The organism is Streptomyces sp. NPDC086787, from assembly GCF_044745865.1.
Lineage (GTDB): Bacteria > Actinomycetota > Actinomycetes > Streptomycetales > Streptomycetaceae > Streptomyces.
In genome coordinates, this window is sequence record NZ_JBIVBC010000007.1 from 35,554 (window position 1) to 57,843 (window position 22,290).

Consider the following 22,290-nt stretch of genomic DNA (forward strand, 5'->3'; position numbering starts at 1 on the left):
CACCGCTCCCGCTGCGCCCCCTGTGCGCCCACCTCGTCGAACAGGCCCTGCGGCGCCCTACGGCGGGCACCCGGCCCGCGGGTACGATGCCCTCGGTGCGACCTTCGAACGGCTGCCTCGCGCACCTTCAACTCCAGTCCGCGGCAAAGCGGTTCGAGCAAGGCGACCGCCGGGCGACTGCCCGGCGGTGAACCACGGGGGCACGGTTTGTGGGGGACGTGATGGACTTCGGCACGCAGGGCCCCGAGGCCCCGGCCGACCTCGCCTGGCTGCGAGGCGTGGACGCCTACACGATGGGCGCCTATCCGCAGGCGGAGGAGGAGTTCCGCGCCGCGGTGCGGATGGATCCCGGGATGGCCGACGCCTGGCTCGGGCTGCACGCGCTGCGGGTCGACACGACGACCGCGCTGCTGAGGATGTTCCGGCACCGCGACCGCTTCGGCGAGCAGCGCACCCGGCACCGGCGCACGCTGAACTCCTGGTACTGGCTCGGCTGGTGGGTGCAGCCGGTGCTGGAGAGCGTGCGCGATCTGCTGCTGGCGCACGCCTCGCACTGGCTGGACGGCCGCCACGTCCCGGAGCTGGACCGGGCGCTCGCCGGGCTGCCGCCCGTGGACACCGACCCGCAGGTCCGCTTTCTGCACGCCTGCCGGGCCTATCTGGTCAAGGACTGGGAACAGCTGGTCCGGCACACCGACCCGCTGCTCGACGACGCGATGCTGGGCATCGAGGCGGGCCTGTTCGGCGGCATGGCCCGGGTCCGGCTGGAGATGTACGGGCAGGCGGAGCCGATGCTGTCGGCGGCCCTGATGCGCTGCCGCAGCGAACAGCCGCAGCGCAAGGAGCTGCGCTACTGGCTGGCGCGGGCCCACGAGGGCACCGGGCGCAGCGCGGCGGCGCTGCCGTTGTACCGGGCCGTGCACCGGGTGGACCCGGCCTTCATGGACACCTCGGCCCGGCTGGCCGCGATCGCCGAGGCCGACGGGTACGACGAAGTGGCGGGGCTCGCGGCGATCACGCTCACCGGCATCGGCCAGGACAGTGTGGACGGCTCCGACGTGCTCGACCCGCTGTTCGGCACCGAGGCCCGTGACCTGCGCTTCCCCGACCCCGAGCCGCCCGGCGCCGGTCCCCTGCCGTCGGTGGCCGACCCCGCGGTGCGCGCCAAGACCGCCGTACCCTCACCGCTGCCCACCGGGCCCACCGACCCCGCGTTGCTGGAGGAGGCGCTCGCCGAACTGGAGCGCATGGTCGGGCTGGAGCCTGTCAAACGGCAGGTCAAGGCGCTGTCCGCGCAGTTGAACATGGCACGGTTGCGGACCGGGCAGGGGCTGCCCGTGCAGCCGCCGAAGCGGCACTTCGTCTTCTCCGGTCCGTCAGGCACCGGCAAGACCACGGTCGCCCGCATCCTGGGCCGCGTCTTCTACGCCCTCGGCCTGCTCGGCGGCGACCATCTCGTGGAGGCCCAGCGGGCGGACCTCGTCGGGGAGTATCTGGGCCAGACCGCGGTCAAGGCCAACGAGCTGATCGACTCCGCGATCGGCGGGGTGCTCTTCGTGGACGAGGCCTACTCGCTGTCCAACTCCGGCTACGGGAAGGGTGACGCCTACGGCGACGAGGCGCTCCAGGTCCTGCTGAAGCGGGCCGAGGACAACCGGGACCATCTGGTGGTGATCCTGGCCGGCTACCCGGAGGGCATGGACCGGCTGCTGGCGGCCAACCCGGGGCTCTCCTCCCGGTTCACGACCCGCGTCGACTTCCCTTCCTACCGGCCTCTCGAGCTCACCGCGATCGGCGAGGTGCTCGCCGCGGAGAACGGTGACGGGTGGGACGAGGAGGCGCTGGACGAGCTGCGGTCGATCGCCGGGCACGTGGTCGACCAGGGGTGGATCGACGAGCTGGGCAACGGGCGGTTCCTGCGGACCCTGTACGAGAAGAGCTGTGCCTACCGGGATCTGCGGCTGTCCACGTATCCCGGGATGCTGTCGCGGGAGGACCTGGCGACGCTGCGGCTGCCCGATCTGATGCAGGCCTACGGCGAGGTGCTGTCGGGGCGGGGGCCGCACGGTCCGTCGGCCCTGTAGGCCCTCTGTAGGCCCACGGACGTGCGGCCCCCCGGGGCCCACGGCCCGCGCTCCCCCGGCCACGACCCGTGTGCCCCGCCCCGCCCGGCCGACGGCTACGTGGCCAGTACCTCCTCGGGCTCCCCGCTCGCCCTCGGCTCCGAGACCCGCGGCTCCGGCGTCTGCCGGTGCGCCGGGTCCCGTACCTCGCCGACCAGCAGTTCCAGTACGTCCTCCAGCGCGACCAGGCCGAGCACCCGGCCGGAGGCGTCGGCCACCTGGGCCAGGTGCGTCGCGGCGCGGCGCATGACCGTGAGCGCGTCGTCGAGCGGCAGCTCGGCCCGCAGGGTGGTCATGGGCCGCCAGACGTGCTGCGGCACGGCCCGCTCCGACTCCTCCAGGTCGAGTACGTCCTTCACATGCACATAGCCCATGAAGGCGCCCTTCTCGGCGGCCACCGGGAACCGTGAGTACCCGGTCCGGGCGGTGAGCCGGACGATCTCCCCCGGGGTGACCGACGGCGGCACGATGACGAGCGACTCACGCCTGAGGAGCACATCGGTGACCGGGCGGGAGCCCAGTTCCAGGGCGTCCTCCAGCCGCTCCTGCTCCTCCGGGGCGAGCAGGCCCGCCTGGCCGGAGTCCTCCAGGAGGCGGTTCAGCTGCTCGCTGGTGACGACCGCCTCGACCTCGTCCTTGGGCTCGACGTGGAAGAGCCGCAGGATGCCCTTGGCCAGGGCGCCGAGGGCCACGGTGATCGGGCGGCAGATGCGGGCGAAGGCGACCAGGCCGGGGCCGAGCCACAGCGCGGCCTTCTCCGGTGCGGCCATCGCGAGGTTCTTCGGGACCATCTCACCGATGACGAGGTGGAAGAACACCACGGCGGCGAGGGCGATGACATACCCGAGCGGGTGAATCACGCCGTCGGGGAGACGAATCACCTCGAACGCGGGTTCGAGCAGTTGGGCGACCGTCGGCTCGGCCACCGCGCCGAGGGTCAGCGAGCAGACCGTGATGCCGAACTGGGCGGCGGCCATCATCTGCGGCAGCCGTTCCAGGCCGTAGAGGACCTGGCGGGCCCGTGCGGTGCCGAGCGGTTCGATCTGGCTGCGGCGGACGGACACCAGCGCGAACTCGGCGCCGACGAAGAAACCGTTCGCGAGCACGAGCAGCGCCGCGAAGGCGAGTTGCAGCACGCTCATCGGGCGGCCTCCAGGGCGGGGGCCACCGAGGCGAGCCGCACCAGGCGGACGCGTTCGGCGCGGTAGTGGTCGACGCTGCGCACGGAGAACCGCCAGCCGGGCAGCTCGGCCCGGTCACCGGGGGCGGGGATCCGGCCGAGCAGGTCGGCGACCAGGCCCGCGACGGTCTCGTACGGGCCCTCCGGCACGTCGAGGCCTATCCGCTGGAGGATGTCGACGCGGCAGCCACCGTCCACGTCCCAGGCGGGCCTGCCGTCCTCCGGAGCGGCCACGGCCAGTTCGGGCAGGTCGTGCCCGTCGTGCTCGTCGCGGACCTCACCGACGAGTTCCTCGACGATGTCCTCCAGGGTGACCACGCCCGCCGTGCCGCCGTACTCGTCGACGACCACGGCGATCGGCTGCTCGCTGCGCAGGCGCGCGAGCAGCGGCTGCACCGGGAGCGTCTCGGGGACCAGCAATGCCTTGCGTGCGATTCGGCCGACCGGGGTACGCAGCCGGTCGTGCGGCGGGATCGCCAGGGCGTCCTTGAGGTGCGCCATGCCGACGATCTCGTCGATCTTCTCCCGGTAGACGGGGAAGCGGGACAGTCCGGTGGCGCGGGTCAGGTTGACCACGTCCTCGGCGGTGGCCGAGTCCTGGAGCGCGCTGACCTTCACGCGCGGGGTCATGACGTGCTGCGCGGTCAGCTCACCGAGGGACAGGGTCCGCACGAAGAGGTCGGCCGTGTCCTGCTCCAGCGCGCCCGCCTGGGCGGAGTGCCGGGCCAGGGAGACCAGCTCGCCGGGGGTGCGGGCCGAGGCCAGCTCTTCGGTGGGCTCGACACCGAGGGCGCGGACGAGCCGGTTGGCGACCGTGTTCAGCGCGGCGATCACCGGGCGGAACAGTCGGGAGAAGCGGTTCTGCGGGCCGGCGACGAAGCGCGCGACCTGCAGCGGCCGGGAGACCGCCCAGTTCTTGGGCACCAGCTCACCGATCACCATCTGGATCGCCGAGGCCAGCAGCATGCCGACGACCACGGCGACGCCGGAGACCGCGCCATCGGGGACACCGATCGCGGAGAACGGGCCGCTCAGCAGGTCGGCGAGGGCCGGTTCGGCGAGCATGCCGACGACCAGGGAGGTGATGGTGATGCCGAGCTGGGTGCCGGAGAGCTGGAAGGACAGCTCCCCCAGCGCGTCCACGACGGTGCGGGCGCGGCCGTCGCCTTCGGCCGCGGCCTTCTCGGCCTCCGGACGCTCGACCGTCACCAGGCCGAACTCCGCCGCGACGAAGAAACCGTTGGCCAGGATCAGCAGGAACGCTGCCGCGAGGAGCAGCAGGGAGGTGGTCATGATGCCGCCGCCTTCGCACTGTGGCGGTAGGGGGCGGCGCAGGTACTACAGGACGATCCGTCCATCGCTGGAGGGAGTCACTCCTCGGGTAGCAGGAGCCCCTGTGCACCGGTCGGCGCGACAGGGGCGGAGGCGCAACGAAAACACCTCCGCCACCAGATTAATCAAGACTCGGGCTCATGCGGCAGGGTGAGCGTCCCCGAGTCAGCTCTCGGACGGTCCCGGAGCCGCCGTCGCGCGAGTCTCCGCCAGTGCCCTCAGTGCGCGCGCGTCCGCTATGGCCCGCTGCTTGGCGACGCCCGGCTGGATGCCGAGCGCGGGCAGGCTGGTGCCGTCGCTGAGGTTCAGGAAGACCCACGGGTCGCCCGGTCGGAGGTTCACCTGGACGATCTCCGCCCAGGCCAGGTGCCGTCTGGTGACAATGTTCACCACGGTGACGCCGCTCTCGTCGGCGACCACCTTCACCCGGCCGAGCTGGGCCAGCGCCCAGAAGGCGAGGGCGCCGGAGATGATGAAAGTGATCCGGTCGCCGGGGCCGAGCTGCTCCAGCAGCAGGGACACACCCGCGAGGACCACGAAGATCGCGGCTCCGGCTGTGAGCAGGATCGCACGGGTGCGGCCCGGCCGGAAGGTGACCGGAAGGGCGGGCGGGGACACGGGTTCGGACATCGCTGTACGGCCTCTCCGGCTCAGAGACGGCAGGCGTGGATGGCCGTGGTCAGGATGGCCCGCGCTCCGATGGCGTACAGGTCGTCCATGATCCGCTGGGCATCGCCGGCCGGGACCATGGCGCGTACGGCGACCCAGCCCTCGTTGTGCAGCGGGGAGATGGTCGGGGATTCGAGGCCCGGGGTGAGGGCGACCGCCTTCTCCAGCTGCTCGACGCGGCAGTCGTAGTCCATCATCACGTAGGTCCGGGCGACCAGGACGCCTTGGAGGCGGCGCAGGAACTGCTGGACCTTGGGTTCCTCGGCGTCGGCACCGGTGCGGCGGATCACCACCGCCTCGGACTTCATGATCGGCTCGCCGAAGACCTCAAGGCCGGCGTTGCGCAGCGAGGTGCCGGTCTCCACCACGTCCGCGATGATCTCGGCGACCCCGAGTTCGATGGCGGTCTCGACGGCGCCGTCCAGGTGGACCACGGAGGCGTCCACCCCGTTGTCGGCGAGGTGGCCCGCGACGATTCCCTCGTAGGAGGTGGCGACCGTCATGCCGGAGAGGTCCTCGACGCCCTTGGCCGTGCCCTGCTTGGCGGCGAAGCGGAAGGTGGAGCGGGCGAAGCCGAGCGGGAGGATCTCCTCGGCGTTGGCCGCGGAGTCCACGAGGAGATCGCGGCCGGTGATGCCGATGTCGAGGCGGCCGGAGGCCACGTAGATGGCGATGTCGCGGGGGCGGAGGTAGAAGAACTCGACCTCGTTCGCCGGGTCCACGATCCGCAGTTCCTTGGACTCCCGGCGCTGCCGGTAGCCGGCCTCATGGAGCATCTCCGCCGCAGGTCCGGACAGGGAACCCTTGTTGGGGACGGCGATGCGCAGCATGAGGTCGGCTTCCTTCGTTCGTGCCTACGTGGTGCGGGTGCTGGTACGGCTCAGAGGTGGGCGTAGACGTCTTCCAGGGAGATGCCGCGGGCCACCATCATCACCTGGACGTGGTAGAGCAGTTGCGAGATCTCCTCGGCGGCCGCGTCCTTGCTCTCGTACTCGGCGGCCATCCAGACCTCGGCGGCCTCCTCGACGACCTTCTTGCCGATGGCATGGACGCCCTTGTCCACCAGTTCCGCGGTGCGGGAGGTGGCGGGATCGCCGTTGGCGGCCTTGTGCTGGAGCTCGGTGAAGAGCTCCTCGAACGTCTTCTTGGACATGATGGGCCCACCCTACGCGGTTACCGCGACCCCCTAGTGCCAGGGTTCGGATACTGAGCGGAGCGTGGCCGCGGTCGCCACCGCCGCCGTCACCGCCTCGTGCCCCTTGTCCTCGTTCGAGCCCTCCAGACCGGCCCGGTCCAGTGCCTGCTCCTCGGTGTCGCAGGTGAGCACGCCGAAGCCGACGGGCACGCCGGTCTCCACCGAGACCTGGGTGAGTCCCTGGGTGACGCCCTGGCACACGAACTCGAAGTGGGGGGTGCCGCCGCGGATGACGACGCCGAGGGCCACCACCGCGTCGTAGCCGCGGCCCGCGAGGACCTTGGCGGCGACCGGGAGTTCCCAGCTGCCGGGGACCCGCAGCAGCGTCGGCTCGTCGATCCCCAGGTCGTGCAGGGCGCGCAGGGCGCCGTCCACCAGACCGTTCATCACCTTCTCGTGCCACTGCGCCGCGATGACGGCGACCCGCAGGTCGCTCACGTTGCGCACGGACAGTTCGGGTGCACCCTTGCCGCTCACGTCTCTCCCTCTGTGCTTTCTTACTGGTTGCCGCAGGTGGACACGGCGGGCGTGTCCAGCCAGGGCAGGTCGTGTCCCATCCGGTCCCGCTTGGTGCGCAGGTAGCGGAGGTTGTGCTCGCCCGCCTGTACGGGCATCGGCTCGCGGTCGATGACCTTGAGGCCGTGGCGCAGCAGCGCGTCGGTCTTCTCGGGGTTGTTGGTCATCAGCCGCAGGCTGCGGACGCCGAGGTCGGCGAGGATCCGCGCGCCGGCGCCGTAGTCACGGGCGTCGGCGGGCAGGCCGAGTTCCAGGTTGGCGTCGAGGGTGTCGTGGCCCCGCTCCTGGAGTTCGTAGGCGCGCAGCTTGGACAGCAGGCCGATGCCGCGGCCCTCGTGGCCGCGCAGGTAGACCACCACTCCCCTGCCCTCGGCCTGGATGCGTTCCAGCGAGGCGTCGAGCTGGGGGCCGCAGTCGCAGCGCGCGGAGCCGAAGATGTCGCCGGTGAGGCACTCGGAGTGGACCCGGACGAGGACGTTCTCGCCGTCGCCGATCTCGCCGTGGACGAGGGCGACGTGCTCGACGCCGTCGGCGGCGGAGCGGTAGCCGTAGGCGGTGAAGGTGCCGTGCTTGGTGGGCAGGCGGACCTCCGCCTCGCGGCGGACGGCGGGCTCGGAGTCGCGGCGGTAGGCGATCAGGTCCTCGATGGAGATGATCGTCAAGCCGTACTTGCGGGCGAACGGGATCAGTTCGGGCAGGCGCAGCATGCGGCCGTCCTCACCGGCGATCTCCACGATCGCGCCGGCCGGGCGCAGTCCGGCGAGCCGGGCCAGGTCGACGGCGGCCTCGGTGTGGCCGTTGCGGGCCAGGACGCCGCCGGGCCGGGCGCGCAGCGGGAAGATGTGACCGGGGCGGACCAGGTCGGTGGGCTCGGCCGTGCCGCTCGCGAGGAGCTGGAGCGTGGTGGCGCGGTCGGCGGCCGAGATCCCGGTGCTCACCCCGTGGGCGGCCGTCGCGTCCACGGAGATGGTGAACGCGGTCTTCATGGACTCGGTGTTGTCCTGGACCATCTGCGGCAGCCGCAGCCGGTCGAGCTCCTCGCCCTCCATGGGGGCGCAGATCAGGCCACGGCACTCGCTCATCATGAAGGCGACGATCTCGGGGGTCGCCTTCTCGGCGGCGATGACGAGGTCGCCCTCGTTCTCCCGGTCCTCGTCGTCCACGACCACGATCGGGCGGCCGGCCGCGATGTCGGCGATGGCCTGCTCGACGGGGTCGAGGGTGAGGTCCTCGACACCTTCGGTGCTGTACAGGATCGGTGCCGTACTCATGCGGGCGCTCCTTCCAGAGCGGGCCGCGCGCCCTGGCGGGAGCGCAGCCACCAGTCGCGCATGCCCCACAGGACGAGCGCGCCGTAGATGACGTAGACGAAGCCGGAGAAGGCGTAGCCGTTGGCGAAGTTCAGGGGCACGCCGACGAGGTCGACGAGCAGCCAGGCGAACCAGAACTCGACCATGCCGCGTGCCTGGGCGTACATGGCGACGATGGTTCCGACGAAGATGTAGGCGTCCGGCCACGGGTCCCAGGACAGGGACGGGTTGGCCTTGAAGAGCAGGGCCACGCCGACCGTGCCGACCGCGGCGGTGGCGAGCATGGCCGCGCGCTCGCGCCAGGTGGCGAAGCGTACGGAGATGTGGCCGTCCTCGCCCTGGTCCTTGCCGCGGTTCCACTGCCACCAGCCGAACAGCGCGACGGCCATGACGACGGCCTGCTTGCCCGCGCTGCCGGTCAGGTGGCCGTAGAAGGCGCCGAAGAGGATCAGCCCGGACAGGAACTGCACCGGCCAGCTCCAGATGGACCGCCGCCAGCCGAGGGCGAGGGCGATCAGCCCGAAGATGTTGCCGATCATGTCCGACCAGAGGATGTGCTGGTCGAAGAGGACGAAGGCCTCGTGGTTCAGCCAGTTCACCGGCCGGCCCCCTGACCGGCGGCGAGCAGCCGCTCGACGTACTTCGCGATCACGTCGACCTCAAGGTTGACCGGGTCGCCGGGCTGCTTGTGGCCGAGTGTGGTCAGGTCGAGCGTGGTGGGGATGAGGCTGACGGTGAAGTAGTCAGGACCGGCCTCCACGACGGTGAGGCTGATGCCGTCGACGGTGATCGAGCCCTTCTCCACGACGTAGCGGGCGAGGTCGGCGGGCAGTGAGACCTTCACGATCTCCCAGTTCTCGGACGGCTCGCGTCCCAGCACCCGGCCAGTGCCGTCCACGTGGCCCTGCACGATGTGCCCGCCGAGACGCGCACCCACGGCGGTGGGGCGCTCCAGGTTGACGCGGGAGCCGACGGCGAGGGCCCCCAGGCTGGAGCGGTCGAGGGTCTCGGCCATGACATCGGCGGTGAACTCGTCACCCTCGTGTTCCACGACGGTGAGACAGACCCCGTTCACGGCGATGGAGTCGCCGTGCCGCGCGCCCTCGGTCACGACGGGGCCGCGCAGCCGGAAGCGGGAGGCGTCGCCGAGATTCTCGACGGCGGTGACCTCACCCAGTTCTTCGACGATTCCGGTGAACACTTCCCGGGTCCTCCTGCCTCAAAGGGGCGCGGACTCCGGGGCCTGTCGATGACGACAGAATGTACGGGTGAGCAACGTCGTGAGCTCTGCCGACGCCGAAGGGGACCCGTCCGGCGTCGGACGAGCCCAGATACGGCGGCGCGCACACACGTGCCCGCCCGCCGCGCACTGCCTCCCATCCGGACTTTAACCGTCGGTCCAGGAATTTCACCTGGTCAACCGGCCGCTGGAAGCGACCGGGTCGCGGACTGTAACCGCCGGTTCGGACTTTCACCGACCCCGGAGTGCGCTGCTTCTGGTACAGGGTCAGTGTGCCACGCCGGATCGCCATCCCGACAGGGGGGCCGTGTGGACTGGCTCACAGGACGCATCACCCGGCACCCACCGGGCAGCTGACGATCCGTCGGAACCATTGACTCAATGGTCTAGTCCTTTTACTGTGCGGGCGGGCCCGGCGGCGGTGACGACGGCCCTTGCCCGCCGCCGGGTCGCCGCGGCGTCCGCGTCGAGGAGGTTGCGGCAGCATGAGGGACATGGCCGACACGGACAGGGGCACGGGCCGGGAGCAGCGCGCGCCGTCCCGCGCCCGGTACGCCCTGGCGGCCGTGTTCGCCGTGCACGGCGCCGTCACCGGCTCGTTCGCGACCCGTGTGCCGTGGATCCAGGACCATGCCTCGCTGGGCGCGGGCCGGCTCGGGTTCGCGCTGGCCTTCACGGCGTTCGGTGCCTCGTGCGCGATGCCGCTGGCGGGCCGGATCAGTCATCGCCTCGGCAGCCGTACGGCGCTGCGCGCGCTGATCGCCCTGTGGACCCTGTCCCTGCCCCTGCCGTCGCTCGCCGTCAACCTGCCCACGCTGTGTCTGGCGATGTTCGTCTACGGCGCGAGCGCGGGCATGGCCGACGTCGCCATGAACGCGCTGGGCGTCGAGGTCGAGCGCCTGATGGGCAAGTCGATCATGTCCGGGCTGCACGGCATGTGGAGCGCGGGCGCGCTGATCGGTGCGGCGGTCGGCACCCTCGCCGCGCATCTGGGTACGGACGCCCGGGCACACTTCACGGCGGCGGCCGCCGTGCTCACGGTCCTCGGCGTCCTGGCGGCCGGCCGGGTACCGGACCTCCGGCCCGACGAGGGCGAGGAACCCCCGCCGAGGTTCGCGCTGCCGCCCCGGTCGGCGCTGCTGATCGGCGCGGTCGGTTTCTGCTCGGTGTTCGCCGAGGGGGCCGGTCTGGACTGGTCGGCGGTCTTCCTGCGCGACCGGCTCGGCAGTTCGGCGGGGCTGGCGGCGGCGTCCACCACCGGCTTCATGCTGACGATGGCGGTGGCCCGGATCGCCGGGGACGCGGTGGTGAACCGGTTCGGTGCGGTGCGCACCGTGCGCGCGGGCGGCGGGCTGGCCGTCCTCGGCGGACTGCTGATCGTCGTGGCCGGGCATCCGGCGGTGGCGATGGCCGGATTCGCGCTGATGGGTCTCGGCATCGCGGTGGTCGTACCGCTGTGCTTCGCGGCGGCCGGACACAGCGGCCCGAACCCCAGCCAGGCCATCGCCGGGGTGGCGACCATCACCTACACCTCGGGGCTGGTCGCGCCCGGCCTGATCGGCGGGGTGGCCCAGGCGACGAGCCTGGTGGTGTCGTTCGGTCTGGTCACCGCGCTGGCGTTCGGGCTCGTGGCCTTCGCGGGGGTGCTGCGCACCGCCGGAGTCGGCGCGCACTCCTAGGCCCGGCCAGGGGCCCGGCCAGGGGCCCGATCAGTCCTCGGGCCGCAGCAGCCCTTGGCCCGCCGCCCGGAAACCCTCGCTCCACGGCGCCGGGCGCAGCGTCGCCGCGTCGAGCCGGACCAGGACCCGGGAGCCCTGCGCGTAGGTCACCGTCCCGTCGGCGGAACAGAAGCGGAAGCCGTAGGTCAGACCGGTGTTGCCGAGCCGCTCCAGCCACAGGTGCACGGCGTAGACGCCCGGCCTGGTCACCGGCGTCTCGTAGCCGATCCGCAGTTCCTTGACCGCGTTGCAGGCGTCACCGGCGGCCGCCCAGTCGCCGTCGAAGCGGACGCCGTACTCGTTCCACAGCTCGGTCCAGGCCCGCTCGACCATCAGCGGGTAGCGGGCATTGTGGAGCAGCCCGAGCGCGTCGAGGTCGTCGAAGTGGACGGTGACGGGTATCAGCCGTCCGTAGGACAGAGCGGGGCCGGTCGGGGCTTGGGCGGTCACGGGCGGGGCTCCTGGGTGTCGCTTCGGGGCGGTACGGCGGTACGGGCCACAGTCTAAGCGGTCGCTCAGACCGGTTCTCGGTCGAGTCGGGATACCGGTCGAGTCGGAATCGGGAGGTCGAGTCGGAATCGGGAGGGGCTCGGGCCCTTCGCTCGTTTCGGGGAAGTCGCGGTGCGGTCGGCGCGTCGGCCGGAGCAGGGCTGGGAACCTTTCCCCATGGCGCAGTTGGAGCACCTCCTCACTCCTGTCGACACCGTGGTCGCCCGTATGCGCGCCCTGGACGAGGCGCTGCCCGAGCGGGACGGCGTCGCGGTGTTCAACCGTGTCTATCTGGCCGTCACCGAGGAGGTCGAACGAGGCCTGGAAGCCGAGCAGTTCACGGATCCGCGGGCGGCGGCGACGCTGGATGTGCGGTTCGCCGAGCGTTATCTGGCGGCGGTCGCCGCGGTCGCGGACGGCCGTCGTCCGCCCGCCTGCTGGCGGCCGCTGTTCCAACTGCGCCGCCACCCCGGCGTACGGACACTCCAGTTCGCGCTCGCGGGCATCAACGCGCACATCGGTCACGACCTGGCGCTGGCCGTGGTGGACACCTGCCATGCGCTTGGCTGCGAACCCGTCGACCTGGAGGACGAGTTCGACCGCGTGGGCGATCTGCTGGCGTCGCTGGAGGAGCGCGTCCGCGAGGATCTGATGCCCGGACCCGACCTGCTCCAGGTCGCCGACCCGCTCACCCATCTACTCGGCTCCTGGAGCCTGGAGCGCGCCCGCGACGCCACCTGGACGACCGCGCGGGCCCTGTGGGCGCTGCGCCGGTTCGAGGACGTGGCCGAGGAGTTCGCCGAGCGGCTCGACGCGGCCGTGGGCCTCGCGGGGCGCATGCTGCTCACCCCGCTCCCCGGCTGAGGCGGTCCGATCCGGACAATTCCGCCACGCCTCACGAGAACTCCGCTGCCACCGCTGTAGGTTGAAGTCGATACCGATCGCGAAGGAGCATTCGGCACATGGCGACCAGGCTCGGACTCAGCCTTCCGCAGAATCGGCAGTACGACATCGGCAAGGACGTGCCCGACGTCGCACGCGCCGCCGAGAACATCGGGTACGACAGCTTGTGGGTCTATGAACGGGCCCTGTTCCCGGAGCCCGCGACCCAGGGTCTGTACGGCGTCGAGGGCCTCCCCTGGCCGGACGCGTACCGCGGCGTGGCCGAGCCGCTGGTCACCCTGGCGCTGGCCGCGGCGGCCACCGAGCGGGTGCGCCTCGGCTCCAGCGTGCTGGTCGCGCCACTGCACCAGCCGTTCCAACTCGCGAAGTCCCTCGCCACCCTCGACTCGGCGAGCGGCGGCCGGGTGATCGCCGGTTTCGGCACCGGCTGGTCGCTGGACGAGTACGCGGCGGCGGGCATCCGGCCGATCGTCGAGCGCGGCAAGGTGCTGGACGAGATCATCGGGGTCTGCCGCGCGGTCTGGGGCCCCGACCCCGTGCACTACGACGGCAGCATCACCAGCATCGAGTCGGCCGTGGTCGGGCCCAAGCCGGCCCGTCCGATCCCGATCATGCTGGCGGGCGGCAGCAAGAAGGCGCTGACCCGGCTCGTGGACCACGCCGACGGCTGGCTGCCCGTCGCCATGGGCGGTCCCGGGCAGGTCGCCGGGCAGTGGCGCGAGCTCCAGGACCTGGCGGCCGAGCGCGGACGCAAGGAGCCGATCCAGACGGTCCTGCGGGTCAACGCCACCTACCAGGCGAAGCCGTACGACGGCCCCGACCGCACCCCCTTCCAGGGCGACGCGAACCAGATCGTGGAGGACCTGGTCGCGCACGCGGAGATCGGCCTGGAGGAGATCCTCCTCGACCTCCAGGGCGCCACACGCGACGCCCGGGAACTCAACGAGGTCGCCGCGGAGGTCTACGAGAAGGCCCGCGCGGCGGGGGTCTGACGGAAGGGTCTAGTCCTCGGGGAGCTCGACCGGTGCGATCTCGTCGTAGGCGTCACCCGGGCCCGGGTTGGTCGCGTCGGTCGCTCCGCCGAAGTGGTGCATGACGCCCCAGACCGCGTTCAGCGCGGTCTGGACGGCGCCCTCGGCCCAGCCGGCCGTCCAGGAGATGTCGTCGCCGGCCAGGAAGACGCCCCGCTTGTCCTCGGGCAGCCGGTCCTGCATGAAGTGCGTGAACAGACGGCGCTGGTAGCGGTAGTGGCCGGGCAGGTTGGCCTTGAACGCGCCCATGAAGTAGGGCTCGTTCTCCCAGGAGACGGTCACCGGGTTGCCGATGATGTGCTTCCTGATGTCGACCTTGGGGTAGATCTCGCCGAGCGACTTCAGCATGACCTCCATCCGCTCGTTCGCGGACAGCGGCAGCCACTTGAGGCTGTCGTCGCACCAGGTGTAGGAGAGGCAGATGACGGCGGGCTTGTCCGGGCCGTCGTCCAGCAGGTAGGTGCCGCGGGTCATGCGGTCGGTGAGCGTCATCGACATGACGTCCCGGCCCGTCGGGTTTCCGTTGTCGTCGAGGGCCTTGTCGAGCCAGAACGGCCGGTCCACCGGCACGAACAGCTTCGAGCTCTCCATGTAGTGGGTGCGCTCGATCGCCGTCCAGTGGTCGATCGGGAAGAGCGAGTCGTCACAGTCGATCTTGGAGAGCAGCATCCACGACTGGGCGGTGAAGACCGCCGCCTGATACGTGCGGATGTCGCCGTTCGCGTCCGTCACGGTGATCCGGTTGCCCGCGGTGCGGTGCAGCCGGGTCACGGCCGGGCGGGGCTCGCCCCGCTCGTGCAGGGAGCTGAGCGAGGTGCCGTGGCTCCAGTGCACGATCTTCTGGGGCTCGCGCTCCCACAGGCGCAGCGGCAGCTGCTGGGACCCGCCGACTATGCCGCGGTGGTGGTCGTCGGCCTCGGTGTAGACGACGCGGAGGATCTCAAGGATGGAGTTCGGGAAGTCGGTGTCCCAGCCGCCGGTGCCGAAGCCGACCTGGCCGAAGATCTCGCGGTGCCGGAAGGACTTGAAGGCCTCGGAGTCGCAGAGGAAGCCGTAGAAGGTCTGGTTGTCCAGCTTCTCGACCAGCTTCGCCCAGATCTCGCGGATGCGCGGCACGTCGCGCTCGCGCATCGCGCGGTTCATGTCGGAGAAGTCGGCGCCCTCTTCGAGGCACTTGTTCCAGGCCTCGGCGACGTCCCGGTAGACCTGCGGCAGGTCCGCGACCGTTTCGGCGTAGTGCGACTCGCCCTTGAGGTCGACGACGGTCGAAGGCGTCGTCTCCGCAAGCGGGTTGGGGAACGGCTGGGTCTCCAGGCCGACCAGGTCGATGTAGTGCTGGAGGGCCGTGGAGGACGGCGGGAAGCGCATCGCGCCCATCTCGGCCGTCAGCGACGGGTCGCACCCCTCGAAGCCCACGGTCCGCAGCCGGCCGCCGAGCTGGTCGGCCTCGTAGACGACGGGCTTGAGGCCCATCTTCATCAGCTCGTAGGCGGCCACGATGCCGGACAGGCCGCCGCCGATGATCGCGACCTCGGTGCCGTGCTCGGTGGCGGGGATCTGGCCGAGGCCCGCCGGGTGGGCGAGGAAGTCGTCGTACGCGTACGGGAAGTCCGGACCGAACATGGTGATCGGCGGCTGCTGCTCGTCGGCGTGCTGGACGGCGTTGGGCACCGTGGACGTCATGGGGTACGGACTCCTTGCGCGGGGGGGAACTCGGGGGGAGGCTTGAGAAGGTCAGACCAGGGACCCGTAGAGGCCGGGGCGGCGGTCCTTCAGATACGGGTTCGCCTCGCGGGAGGCGGCCAGGAAGGCGGGGTCGACGTCGGCGAGGACGAGTTCCTCCTCGCGGCCGGCCCGGCTGCGGGCGATCCCGTCGGGACCGGCGAGCGTGGACAGACCCACGAACTCGAACTCGCCCTCCGGGCCGACCCGGTTGACGTAGGCCACGTACATCTGGCTCTCCCAGGCCCGCACCGGGACGAGGGTCTCGGCGACGAACTGGAACGGGTGCATCTGGGCCGTCGGCACGAGCAGCAGATCGGTACCGGCCAGCGCGTGGGCGCGGACGTTCTCGGGGAACTCGACGTCGTAGCAGATCATCAGGCCCACGGTCACACCGTTCAGTTCGGCCTGTACGACCGGCTGGTCGCCCGGGGTGAAGTGATCGCGCTCGAAGCAGCCGAAGAGGTGGGTCTTGCGGTAGTTCGCCGGGCGAGCGCCATCGGCGGAGATCAGCTGGACGGAGTTGTACACCGTGTCACCGTCGCGCTCCGGGTAGCCGTAGGCGATCGCCAGGCCGTGCCTGCGGGCGAGGCCGACGATCGTTGCGGCCGCGGCACCGTCGGCGGGCTCGGCGAGGCGGCCGATGTCGTCGCCGATCGCGTACCCGGTGAGGAACATCTCCGGGGTGACCAGCAGCGCGGCGCCCGCGGCGGCGGCCCGGCCCGCGGCGGCGTCGAGGACCTCGAGGTTCTCGACGGTCGAGCCGGGACGGCCGGAGCTCTGGAGCAGGGCGGTGCGCATGCGTGGTCCTCACCGGTAAGGAGGGGTTTGTGGAGGACCAGCTGGAAGGTCCGGATAGACGGTACGGTCGGCGCGCTCGGCCGGACAAGAAGGACCCGTTGCGTGCCGGTGAGCGGTTCATTGCGCAGGAGAGCCATCCGGCGGCGATTCGTTGCGCGCGGGCAGGCGCGCTTCCGGTCGGTCACCGTGCCGTGACCCTGTGGTGTTCCGCTACAGCTCGCGCAGCCGCTGGACGATCTCCTGGAGCAGTTCGGGGTCGTCCACGGGACCGGCGGCGCGCAGGCGGCGCGGCGCGTCGATGCGCACCAGGCCCGCCTCGGCCAGATCGCCGAGCAGCACGCGTACGACGGTGAGCGGCAGGTCGGCGTCCGCGGCCAGTTCGACGACCGGGCGCGGGCCGCGGCGCACCAGGCCGAGCAGGGTGGCGCGGGCATGGTCGACGCCGGACCCCGCCGCGTCCACGTCCAGGGCTGTCACCCGGGACATCAGGTCGATGGTGTGCCGGTCCGAGGGCTGGGTGCGGCCCTGTGTGACGGTGTAGGGGCGCACCATCGACCCGGTCTCGTCCTCGTACCAGTGGTCGTCGGTCACGGCCGGATCAGGGGTCCGAGCGTGCGGCGGTGTCCAGGTGGCGGCCGAGGCGGCGGACGAGCAGCGCCATCTCGTGCGCCAGCTGTCCGACGTCGGTCTGCACCTCGCTGAGCACGGCCAGGCGGCTGCCGTCGCCCGCCGGGGTGATGAACAGATAGGCGTCGTCCAGCATCACCATCGTCTGCCGGACCTCTCCCGCCTCGAACCGCTCACCGGCGGAACGGGCCAGGCTGTGGAAGCCGGAACAGACGGCGGCAAGGTGCTCGATGTCCCGTCTGCGCATGCCTTCCGAGCAGCTCAGCGGCAGCCCGTCGGCGGTGAGGAGGACGGCCTGGCGGACGTGGTCGGTCCTGGCCACCAGGTCGTCCAGCAGCCAGTCGAGGCCGGTGCCGGGGGTCTGGGCGGCGGGCCCGGCCGGCCCGTGGGTCTGGTGGTCATCGCGCATGGTCGGCGTCCGTCCCTTCGTCGGCGGCGGTGCTCGTGGGCAGGCCCCTGCGGCCACGTTCGAGGCCGCGCTGGAAGGCGCCGAAGACGGCCCGCATCTCCTCGGCGCCGACCTCGCGTTCCGGGGCCTCGTCCGGCCCCGGCGGCTCGTCCCGCAGCGGGGCGGCGAGCGAGGCCTGCCGGACACGGGTGGGGAGGGCGGGGGTGTCGAGGGTGGTGGTCTCGGGGGCGGGGAGGGCGGGGGCGGGCGGCGGCCCGGGTTCGGTCCCGCCATCGGCCACCGTGGCATCGGGTCGGCCGTCTGCCGGGGCGAGGGCAGGCGGGCGCGGGGACCGGCGGCGCTGCGGGGCCTGGTCCGTCACCGGGGCGTCCTGCGGTGCCGGTGCGTGGCGTTCGGCCTCCCGCTCCGGCTCCGGTTCCGCCAGCACCGCCCACGGCAGCAGCACCACCGCCGTCGTACCGCCGTACGGCGAGTCCTGGAGCGTGACCTGGATGCCGTGGCGGGCGGCGAGGCGGGCCACGACATACAGGCCGAGCCGGTCGTGCCGGGTCGGGTCGAAGCCGTCCGGGTCGCTGAGGGTGCGGTGGGCGCCGGCGCGCTGCTCGGGGTCGAGGCCGAGACCGCGGTCGTCGATCTCCAGGACGAAGCCCTCGGCGGCCTGCCCGGTCCGCAGGGTGACCGGTGTGTGCGGCGGCGAGAACACCGTGGCGTTCTCGAGGAGTTCGGCGATCACATGGGCCACGTCGGCCACCGCGTCCGCCGCGACACCGATCCGGGGCATCGGCGGTACGACGACGCGGGAGTAGTCCTCGATCTCGCCGACCGCCGAGGACACGACGTCCGCGACCGGCACCGGGCGCCGCCATCTGCGGCCGGGTGCCGCTCCGGACAGAATGATCAGACTCTCCGCGTGCCGGCGCATACGGGTGGTCAGATGGTCGATGCGGAACAGCTCCCGGAGGACGTCCGGGTCGTCGGTGCGCCGCTCCAGCGTGTCCACGAGCTTCAACTGCCGGTGGACGAGCGCCTGGTTGCGGCGAGCGATGTTGAGGAGCACCGCGAACAGCCCCCGCCGCAGGGTGGCTTGCCTGACGGCGGCCTCCACGGCAGCCAGTCGGGCGGCGTTGAAGGACCGGCCGACCTGGCCGATCTCGTCCGTCTGTGCGTCGTCGGCGGCCAGCGGCGGCGCCTCGGCGGCCGCGTCCACGTCCTCACCAGCGCTCAGCCGCCGCATCACGTCGGGCAGTTGCCGGGTGCTGAGCAGGTCGGCGGAGTCCCGCAGCGTCTCCAGGCGGCGCGAGATACGTCGTGCCCCGCGCACCGCGAACCACAGCGAGAGTCCCACGGCGGCGAGTCCTGCCGCCCCGACGACGGCCGCCTTCGTCAGCTCGCGATAGGCGAACGTCCGGCCGCGCGCGGCGGAGTTCTCGGCGGCCCTGGTGCACAGCTCCCGGTAGCGAACGACGGCGCGGTCGGTGGTGGTGCGCCAGGTGTCCGCCGAGACGGCCGCGCCGGCGCGGCGCGGGCCGGCCCGCAGCAGCGCGTTCTCGCCCCGCTCCAGGGAGCCGTGCAGGCTGCCGCGCCGGAACTCCTCGAACAGGGCGCGCGAGTCGGACGGCAGGTCCGGAACGTAGATCCCCTCGAAGACCCGCCGGTCCTCGATAGTCGCCGTGAGGGTGTCGTACTGCCGGTCACTGAGGGTGCCGGCGGCACGCGCCCCGGCGACCAGGGCGTCCTCACGGGAGACGTATTCGCGTACCCGGACGAGCTCGACGACGACCTGCGCCTCCCGGGCGAGCTGTCCGGCCTGGAGCGCGGTCAGCGCGGACTGGATGTCGAAGCCGGGTTCCACGAGGGTGCTGTACTCGGCGACGGCCTCGTCCCAGGTGACCTTCCGGGACAGGACCCGGTCCCGCAGCCCGTCCAGCCGCTCCGTCGCGTGGAGCATCGCGTCGAGCGCCGAGCGCTGCCGCCCGCTGAGCCTGCTCCGGTCGCCGCCCCGGATCGCGTCGCGCATGGCGCTCACCGCGCGGTCGGTGCGGCGCTGCTGCGCCAGCAGGTCCCCGGCGTCGCTGTTGTGGTGGCGTGCGCCGAGGTAGGCCGCGGACAGCCGCCGTTCGATCTGGATCTGCCCGACGGCGGTGTCCACGGGGGTGCCGTAGTCCTCGTAGACCCCTTGGACCCGGAGGAGCGCGCGCAGTTCGCCGGTCACCGACACCATGGCGAACCCCCACAGGGCCATCAGGGCGAGAACCGGAGCGAGCGCGAGCGCCACGATGCGCGAGCGGACGGTGGTGGGACGGCCGACGGGCCAACGCATGAAAGCACCTGCCGGTGTTACCGATCAGTAGAAAGTCCGGCACAACTTACGGGACGATCACCCTCCCCGCAATGGTGCCCGCGGGTAACGTCCGGGGTCAGTTTCCGGGCAGGGCGAACGTGGTGACCACCGCCGCGTGGTCCGAGGGCCAGGCGTTGCCCGCAACGTCCGGCCATGGGAGGGGAGTTCCCGCGACCACCGTCCGCGAGCCGAGCACCGTGAGGCCCCGGTGCAGGACGAAGTCGATGCGATCCTGCGGTTCGGGGCGTCCGCTGCCGTCCTCGTGGAACGGGTGGACCGGCGACCAGGTGTGCCCGGGTGCGGTGACCGGGTCCGGGTGGGCCTCGCGGTAGGAGTCCCGCAGCCCCGCCTCCTCGGCCGCCTTCGTCACCGGCCACTCGACGTCGGGCCGGTCCAGATGGGACGGGCAGTTGAAGTCCCCCACGAGGACCACGGGTACGGCGCTGTCGGCGGACTCGGCGATCCGGCCGAGGGTGTCCCGCATCTGGGCGAGCCGCACCTCCTCGTGGGCGACGAGTTGTTCGGCGGGGAGCTGGTCGAAGGCGGCTTCGTAGGGGCCGTACGGCGTGTAGTCGAGGTGAGCCGTCCACACGTCGACCGGCAGTCCGGGGGCGATCCCGACGCGGACCCCGGCGGCGCCGTAGAAGCCGACGTCCGGGTCACCGAAGCGGGCGGTGACGGGGTAGCGGCTGATCACTCCGAGGTTCTCGCCCGCCTGGTGGTGGTGCCAGCCGAGCGCTTCGGCGAGTTCCCGCGCGGCGGTGCCGGCGGTCTCCTGGAGGCCCACCACGTCGGCGCCGCTGGCCACGATCGCCTCGACCTGCTTGGCCCGGTGGTCGTCCACCATGGCGCCACCCAGCCAGAGGTTCCAGGTCATGACGCGCAGTTCGCGGCCCGTCATGTCCCGCAGCTGTTGCGGGGTGACCCCGACCAGGCTGTCCCGCACGGTCCGGCCGGGGGCCGCCTCGATGGGGGCGAGGGACGGCACGGCGAGCACCGCGCACCCGGCCGCCTCCGCGGACGCCACGCCGGTCTGTGTGTCCTCGACCGCGACGCAGGCCACCGGGTCGACGCCGAGGGCCTCGCAGGCGGCGAGATACGGGTCCGGGGCGGGTTTGGTACGGCCGGTGTCGTCGGCCGTGACGGAGGCCGCGAAGCGGTCGGCGCCCAGGGCTTCGAGCACGGTGTCGGCGACGGCGCGTGGGGACGCGGTCACCAGGGCGGTGGGTACGCCGTCGCGGGCCAGGGCGTCCAGCAGGTCGACGGCTCCGGGGCGCGGCACGATGCCGGTGCTGACGCGGTTGACGAACTCCCGGTGCAGTTCCCGGGCGATGCCGTCGAGCGGGCGGCCCGTGGTCGCACCGAGCCATTCGGCGGTGTCCTCGACCGCGCGGCCGAGGACCTCGGGCTGGTCCGCCTCGGTCAGCGGGCGCCCGGCGACGTGTTCCACCGCCTCCCACCACAGCCGCTCGGTGTCGACGAGCGTGCCGTCCATGTCGAACAGGACGGCCTGGAGCGGGAGTCGGGGGTGGGGGGTCACGTTTCTCTCATTCCTTGTCTGCAGGCGTCAGTAGGCGTCTGTAGGCGTCTGTCGGCTGCGTCTACTGGGTGGCGCGTTCGGCCACTAGCACCGGCCGCTGCGGCAGTGACACGTGCGCGGCCGCTCCGGCGCCGAGTCCGGCGGCCTCGTGCGCGGGCAGGTCCGCCTTGGCCTCGGTGCCGTCGGCGAGCCTGACGGTGACCCGGACGACCGCGCCCAGGAAGGCGGTCGCGACGACCCGCGCGGTGCCCGCGTCGTCCTGCCGCACCTGTACGGCTTCGGGGCGCACCAGCACGTCCACGGTCCCGGCCGGTGCCTCGCCGTCGGCCGGCAGCCGCTGCCCGAGCACCTCGACCGTGCCGTCCTTGAGCTCGCCCGGGATCCGGCTCATCGTGCCGACGAACTCGGCGACGAAGGCGGTGGCGGGACGGCCGTACAACTCGGCAGGTTCGGCGCACTGTTCGAGCCGTCCGTCGCGCATGACGGCGACCCGGTCCGCGACCGACAGCGCCTCTTCCTGATCGTGCGTCACGAACAGGGTGGTGATGCCGAGTTCCTGCTGGAGCCGGCGGATCTCCTCCCGCAGGGTCAGCCGCACCTTGGCGTCCAGCGCCGACAGCGGCTCGTCCAGCAGCAGTACGCGCGGGCGCAGGGCGAGCGCCCGCGCCAGGGCTATGCGCTGCTGCTGACCGCCGGAGAGCTGGTGCGGGAAGCGCTCCCCCTTGTCGGCGAGGCCGACCAGCTCCAGCAACTCGGTGGCACGCGCCCGCCGTTCGGCGGTACGCACCTTGCGCATACGCAGCCCGAAGGCGACGTTGTCGACCGCGTCGAGGTGCGGGAAGAGGCTGTACGACTGGAAGACCATCCCGGCGTCACGGCGGTGGGCCGGGACGTGTGTGACGTCCTGGCCGTCCACCAGCACGGCGCCGGAGTCCGGGTGTTCGAACCCGGCGAGCATGCGCAGTGCGGTGGTCTTGCCACAGCCGGACGGACCGAGCAGGGCCAGGAACTCGCCCGGGCGGACGGCGAGGTCGAGGCCGTCGAGGGCGACGGTCGAGCCGAACTCCCGGCGCAGGCCCCGGAACTCCACGGTGGCGGCGTTCTCCGTCGCGGTCTTCTCAAGTGCGGTGGCGGTCATGGTGGT

The 22,290-nt window shown here is 71.9% G+C and carries 21 protein-coding genes and 1 riboswitch; of the genes, 4 read left to right on the forward strand and 17 right to left on the reverse strand.

The genetic code is table 11. The features are described 5' to 3' along the window. Positions 1-221: 221 nt before the first annotated feature. On the forward strand, positions 222-2,084 hold the full coding sequence (locus tag ACIPK3_RS18405) for an AAA family ATPase (RefSeq protein WP_402570856.1): 1,863 nt from the start codon (positions 222-224) through the stop codon (positions 2,082-2,084). Positions 2,085-2,179: 95 nt separating this feature from the next. On the opposite strand, the gene ACIPK3_RS18410 is transcribed toward ACIPK3_RS18405, so the two are convergent. The 9 genes from ACIPK3_RS18410 to ACIPK3_RS18450 form a co-directional block, all read right to left on the reverse strand. Continuing rightward, a complete protein-coding gene (locus ACIPK3_RS18410) occupies positions 2,180-3,265 on the reverse strand; it encodes a hemolysin family protein (RefSeq protein ID WP_402570858.1) in 1,086 nt (361 codons plus the stop codon). Continuing rightward, positions 3,262-4,596, reverse strand: a complete 1,335-nt coding sequence (locus ACIPK3_RS18415) for a hemolysin family protein (RefSeq protein WP_402570860.1) — start codon at positions 4,594-4,596, stop codon at positions 3,262-3,264. Before ACIPK3_RS18415 ends, ACIPK3_RS18410 begins: the two co-directional genes overlap by 4 nt. A 204-nt stretch (positions 4,597-4,800) precedes the next feature. Beyond that, positions 4,801-5,265, reverse strand: a complete 465-nt coding sequence (locus ACIPK3_RS18420; protein ID WP_402570862.1) for a PH domain-containing protein — start codon at positions 5,263-5,265, stop codon at positions 4,801-4,803. 20 nt (positions 5,266-5,285) lie between these two features. Further along, on the reverse strand, positions 5,286-6,134 hold the full coding sequence (gene hisG / locus ACIPK3_RS18425) for an ATP phosphoribosyltransferase (protein ID WP_402570864.1): 849 nt from the start codon (positions 6,132-6,134) through the stop codon (positions 5,286-5,288). A gap of 50 nt (positions 6,135-6,184) precedes the next feature. Beyond that, the gene (locus tag ACIPK3_RS18430; RefSeq protein ID WP_402570866.1) at positions 6,185-6,457 is read right to left on the reverse strand and encodes a phosphoribosyl-ATP diphosphatase; all 273 of its coding nucleotides are present in this window, start codon (positions 6,455-6,457) and stop codon (positions 6,185-6,187) included. 33 nt (positions 6,458-6,490) lie between these two features. Next, complete coding sequence (gene ribH / locus ACIPK3_RS18435) at positions 6,491-6,976, reverse strand: 6,7-dimethyl-8-ribityllumazine synthase (RefSeq protein WP_402570868.1); 486 nt, start codon at positions 6,974-6,976, stop codon at positions 6,491-6,493. A 20-nt stretch (positions 6,977-6,996) separates the two neighbouring features. Continuing rightward, the gene (locus tag ACIPK3_RS18440; protein ID WP_402570870.1) at positions 6,997-8,286 is read right to left on the reverse strand and encodes a bifunctional 3,4-dihydroxy-2-butanone-4-phosphate synthase/GTP cyclohydrolase II; all 1,290 of its coding nucleotides are present in this window, start codon (positions 8,284-8,286) and stop codon (positions 6,997-6,999) included. After that, the gene (gene pnuC / locus ACIPK3_RS18445) at positions 8,283-8,924 is read right to left on the reverse strand and encodes a nicotinamide riboside transporter PnuC (protein WP_402570872.1); all 642 of its coding nucleotides are present in this window, start codon (positions 8,922-8,924) and stop codon (positions 8,283-8,285) included. Before pnuC ends, ACIPK3_RS18440 begins: the two co-directional genes overlap by 4 nt. After that, the gene (locus ACIPK3_RS18450) at positions 8,921-9,526 is read right to left on the reverse strand and encodes a riboflavin synthase (RefSeq protein WP_402570873.1); all 606 of its coding nucleotides are present in this window, start codon (positions 9,524-9,526) and stop codon (positions 8,921-8,923) included. The genes pnuC and ACIPK3_RS18450 overlap by 4 nt, the downstream gene beginning before the upstream one ends. Positions 9,527-9,687: 161 nt before the next feature. Next, positions 9,688-9,818: riboswitch (FMN riboswitch) on the reverse strand. Between the two features lie 241 nt (positions 9,819-10,059). Between ACIPK3_RS18450 and ACIPK3_RS18455 the strand changes: the two genes are divergently transcribed. After that, positions 10,060-11,244, forward strand: a complete 1,185-nt coding sequence (locus ACIPK3_RS18455) for an MFS transporter (protein WP_402570875.1) — start codon at positions 10,060-10,062, stop codon at positions 11,242-11,244. A gap of 30 nt (positions 11,245-11,274) precedes the next feature. Here ACIPK3_RS18455 and ACIPK3_RS18460 read toward each other — a convergent pair whose 3' ends face one another. After that, the gene (locus ACIPK3_RS18460) at positions 11,275-11,733 is read right to left on the reverse strand and encodes an acyl-CoA thioesterase (RefSeq protein WP_402570877.1); all 459 of its coding nucleotides are present in this window, start codon (positions 11,731-11,733) and stop codon (positions 11,275-11,277) included. Positions 11,734-11,949: 216 nt separating this feature from the next. Here ACIPK3_RS18460 and ACIPK3_RS18465 point away from each other — a divergent pair, with 216 nt between their 5' ends. Both ACIPK3_RS18465 and ACIPK3_RS18470 read left to right on the forward strand, forming a co-directional pair. Next, entirely contained in the window at positions 11,950-12,636 is a 687-nt protein-coding gene (locus ACIPK3_RS18465) for a DUF5995 family protein (RefSeq protein WP_402570879.1), read from the forward strand. A 98-nt stretch (positions 12,637-12,734) separates the two neighbouring features. Then, on the forward strand, positions 12,735-13,667 hold the full coding sequence (locus ACIPK3_RS18470; protein WP_402570881.1) for an LLM class F420-dependent oxidoreductase: 933 nt from the start codon (positions 12,735-12,737) through the stop codon (positions 13,665-13,667). A gap of 9 nt (positions 13,668-13,676) precedes the next feature. On the opposite strand, the gene ACIPK3_RS18475 is transcribed toward ACIPK3_RS18470, so the two are convergent. The 7 genes from ACIPK3_RS18475 to ACIPK3_RS18505 all read right to left on the reverse strand — a co-directional run bounded on the left by ACIPK3_RS18475 (position 13,677) and on the right by ACIPK3_RS18505 (position 22,284). Beyond that, a complete protein-coding gene (locus ACIPK3_RS18475) occupies positions 13,677-15,389 on the reverse strand; it encodes a flavin monoamine oxidase family protein (RefSeq protein WP_402570883.1) in 1,713 nt (570 codons plus the stop codon). Between the two features lie 51 nt (positions 15,390-15,440). After that, complete coding sequence (locus ACIPK3_RS18480; protein WP_402570885.1) at positions 15,441-16,229, reverse strand: carbon-nitrogen hydrolase family protein; 789 nt, start codon at positions 16,227-16,229, stop codon at positions 15,441-15,443. Between the two features lie 210 nt (positions 16,230-16,439). Beyond that, positions 16,440-16,820, reverse strand: a complete 381-nt coding sequence (locus tag ACIPK3_RS18485) for a DUF742 domain-containing protein (protein ID WP_402570886.1) — start codon at positions 16,818-16,820, stop codon at positions 16,440-16,442. A gap of 7 nt (positions 16,821-16,827) precedes the next feature. Next, complete coding sequence (locus ACIPK3_RS18490; RefSeq protein WP_402570888.1) at positions 16,828-17,265, reverse strand: roadblock/LC7 domain-containing protein; 438 nt, start codon at positions 17,263-17,265, stop codon at positions 16,828-16,830. Then, a complete protein-coding gene (locus tag ACIPK3_RS18495; RefSeq protein ID WP_402570890.1) occupies positions 17,255-19,585 on the reverse strand; it encodes a nitrate- and nitrite sensing domain-containing protein in 2,331 nt (776 codons plus the stop codon). The genes ACIPK3_RS18490 and ACIPK3_RS18495 overlap by 11 nt, the downstream gene beginning before the upstream one ends. A gap of 97 nt (positions 19,586-19,682) precedes the next feature. Next, positions 19,683-21,146 (reverse strand): HAD-IA family hydrolase, encoded by a 1,464-nt coding sequence (locus ACIPK3_RS18500; RefSeq protein ID WP_402570892.1) that lies wholly within the window; start codon positions 21,144-21,146, stop codon positions 19,683-19,685. A gap of 61 nt (positions 21,147-21,207) precedes the next feature. Further along, positions 21,208-22,284, reverse strand: coding sequence for an ABC transporter ATP-binding protein (locus ACIPK3_RS18505; RefSeq protein ID WP_402570893.1), 1,077 nt, complete (start codon positions 22,282-22,284; stop codon positions 21,208-21,210). Between the last annotated feature and the right edge of the window lie 6 nt (positions 22,285-22,290).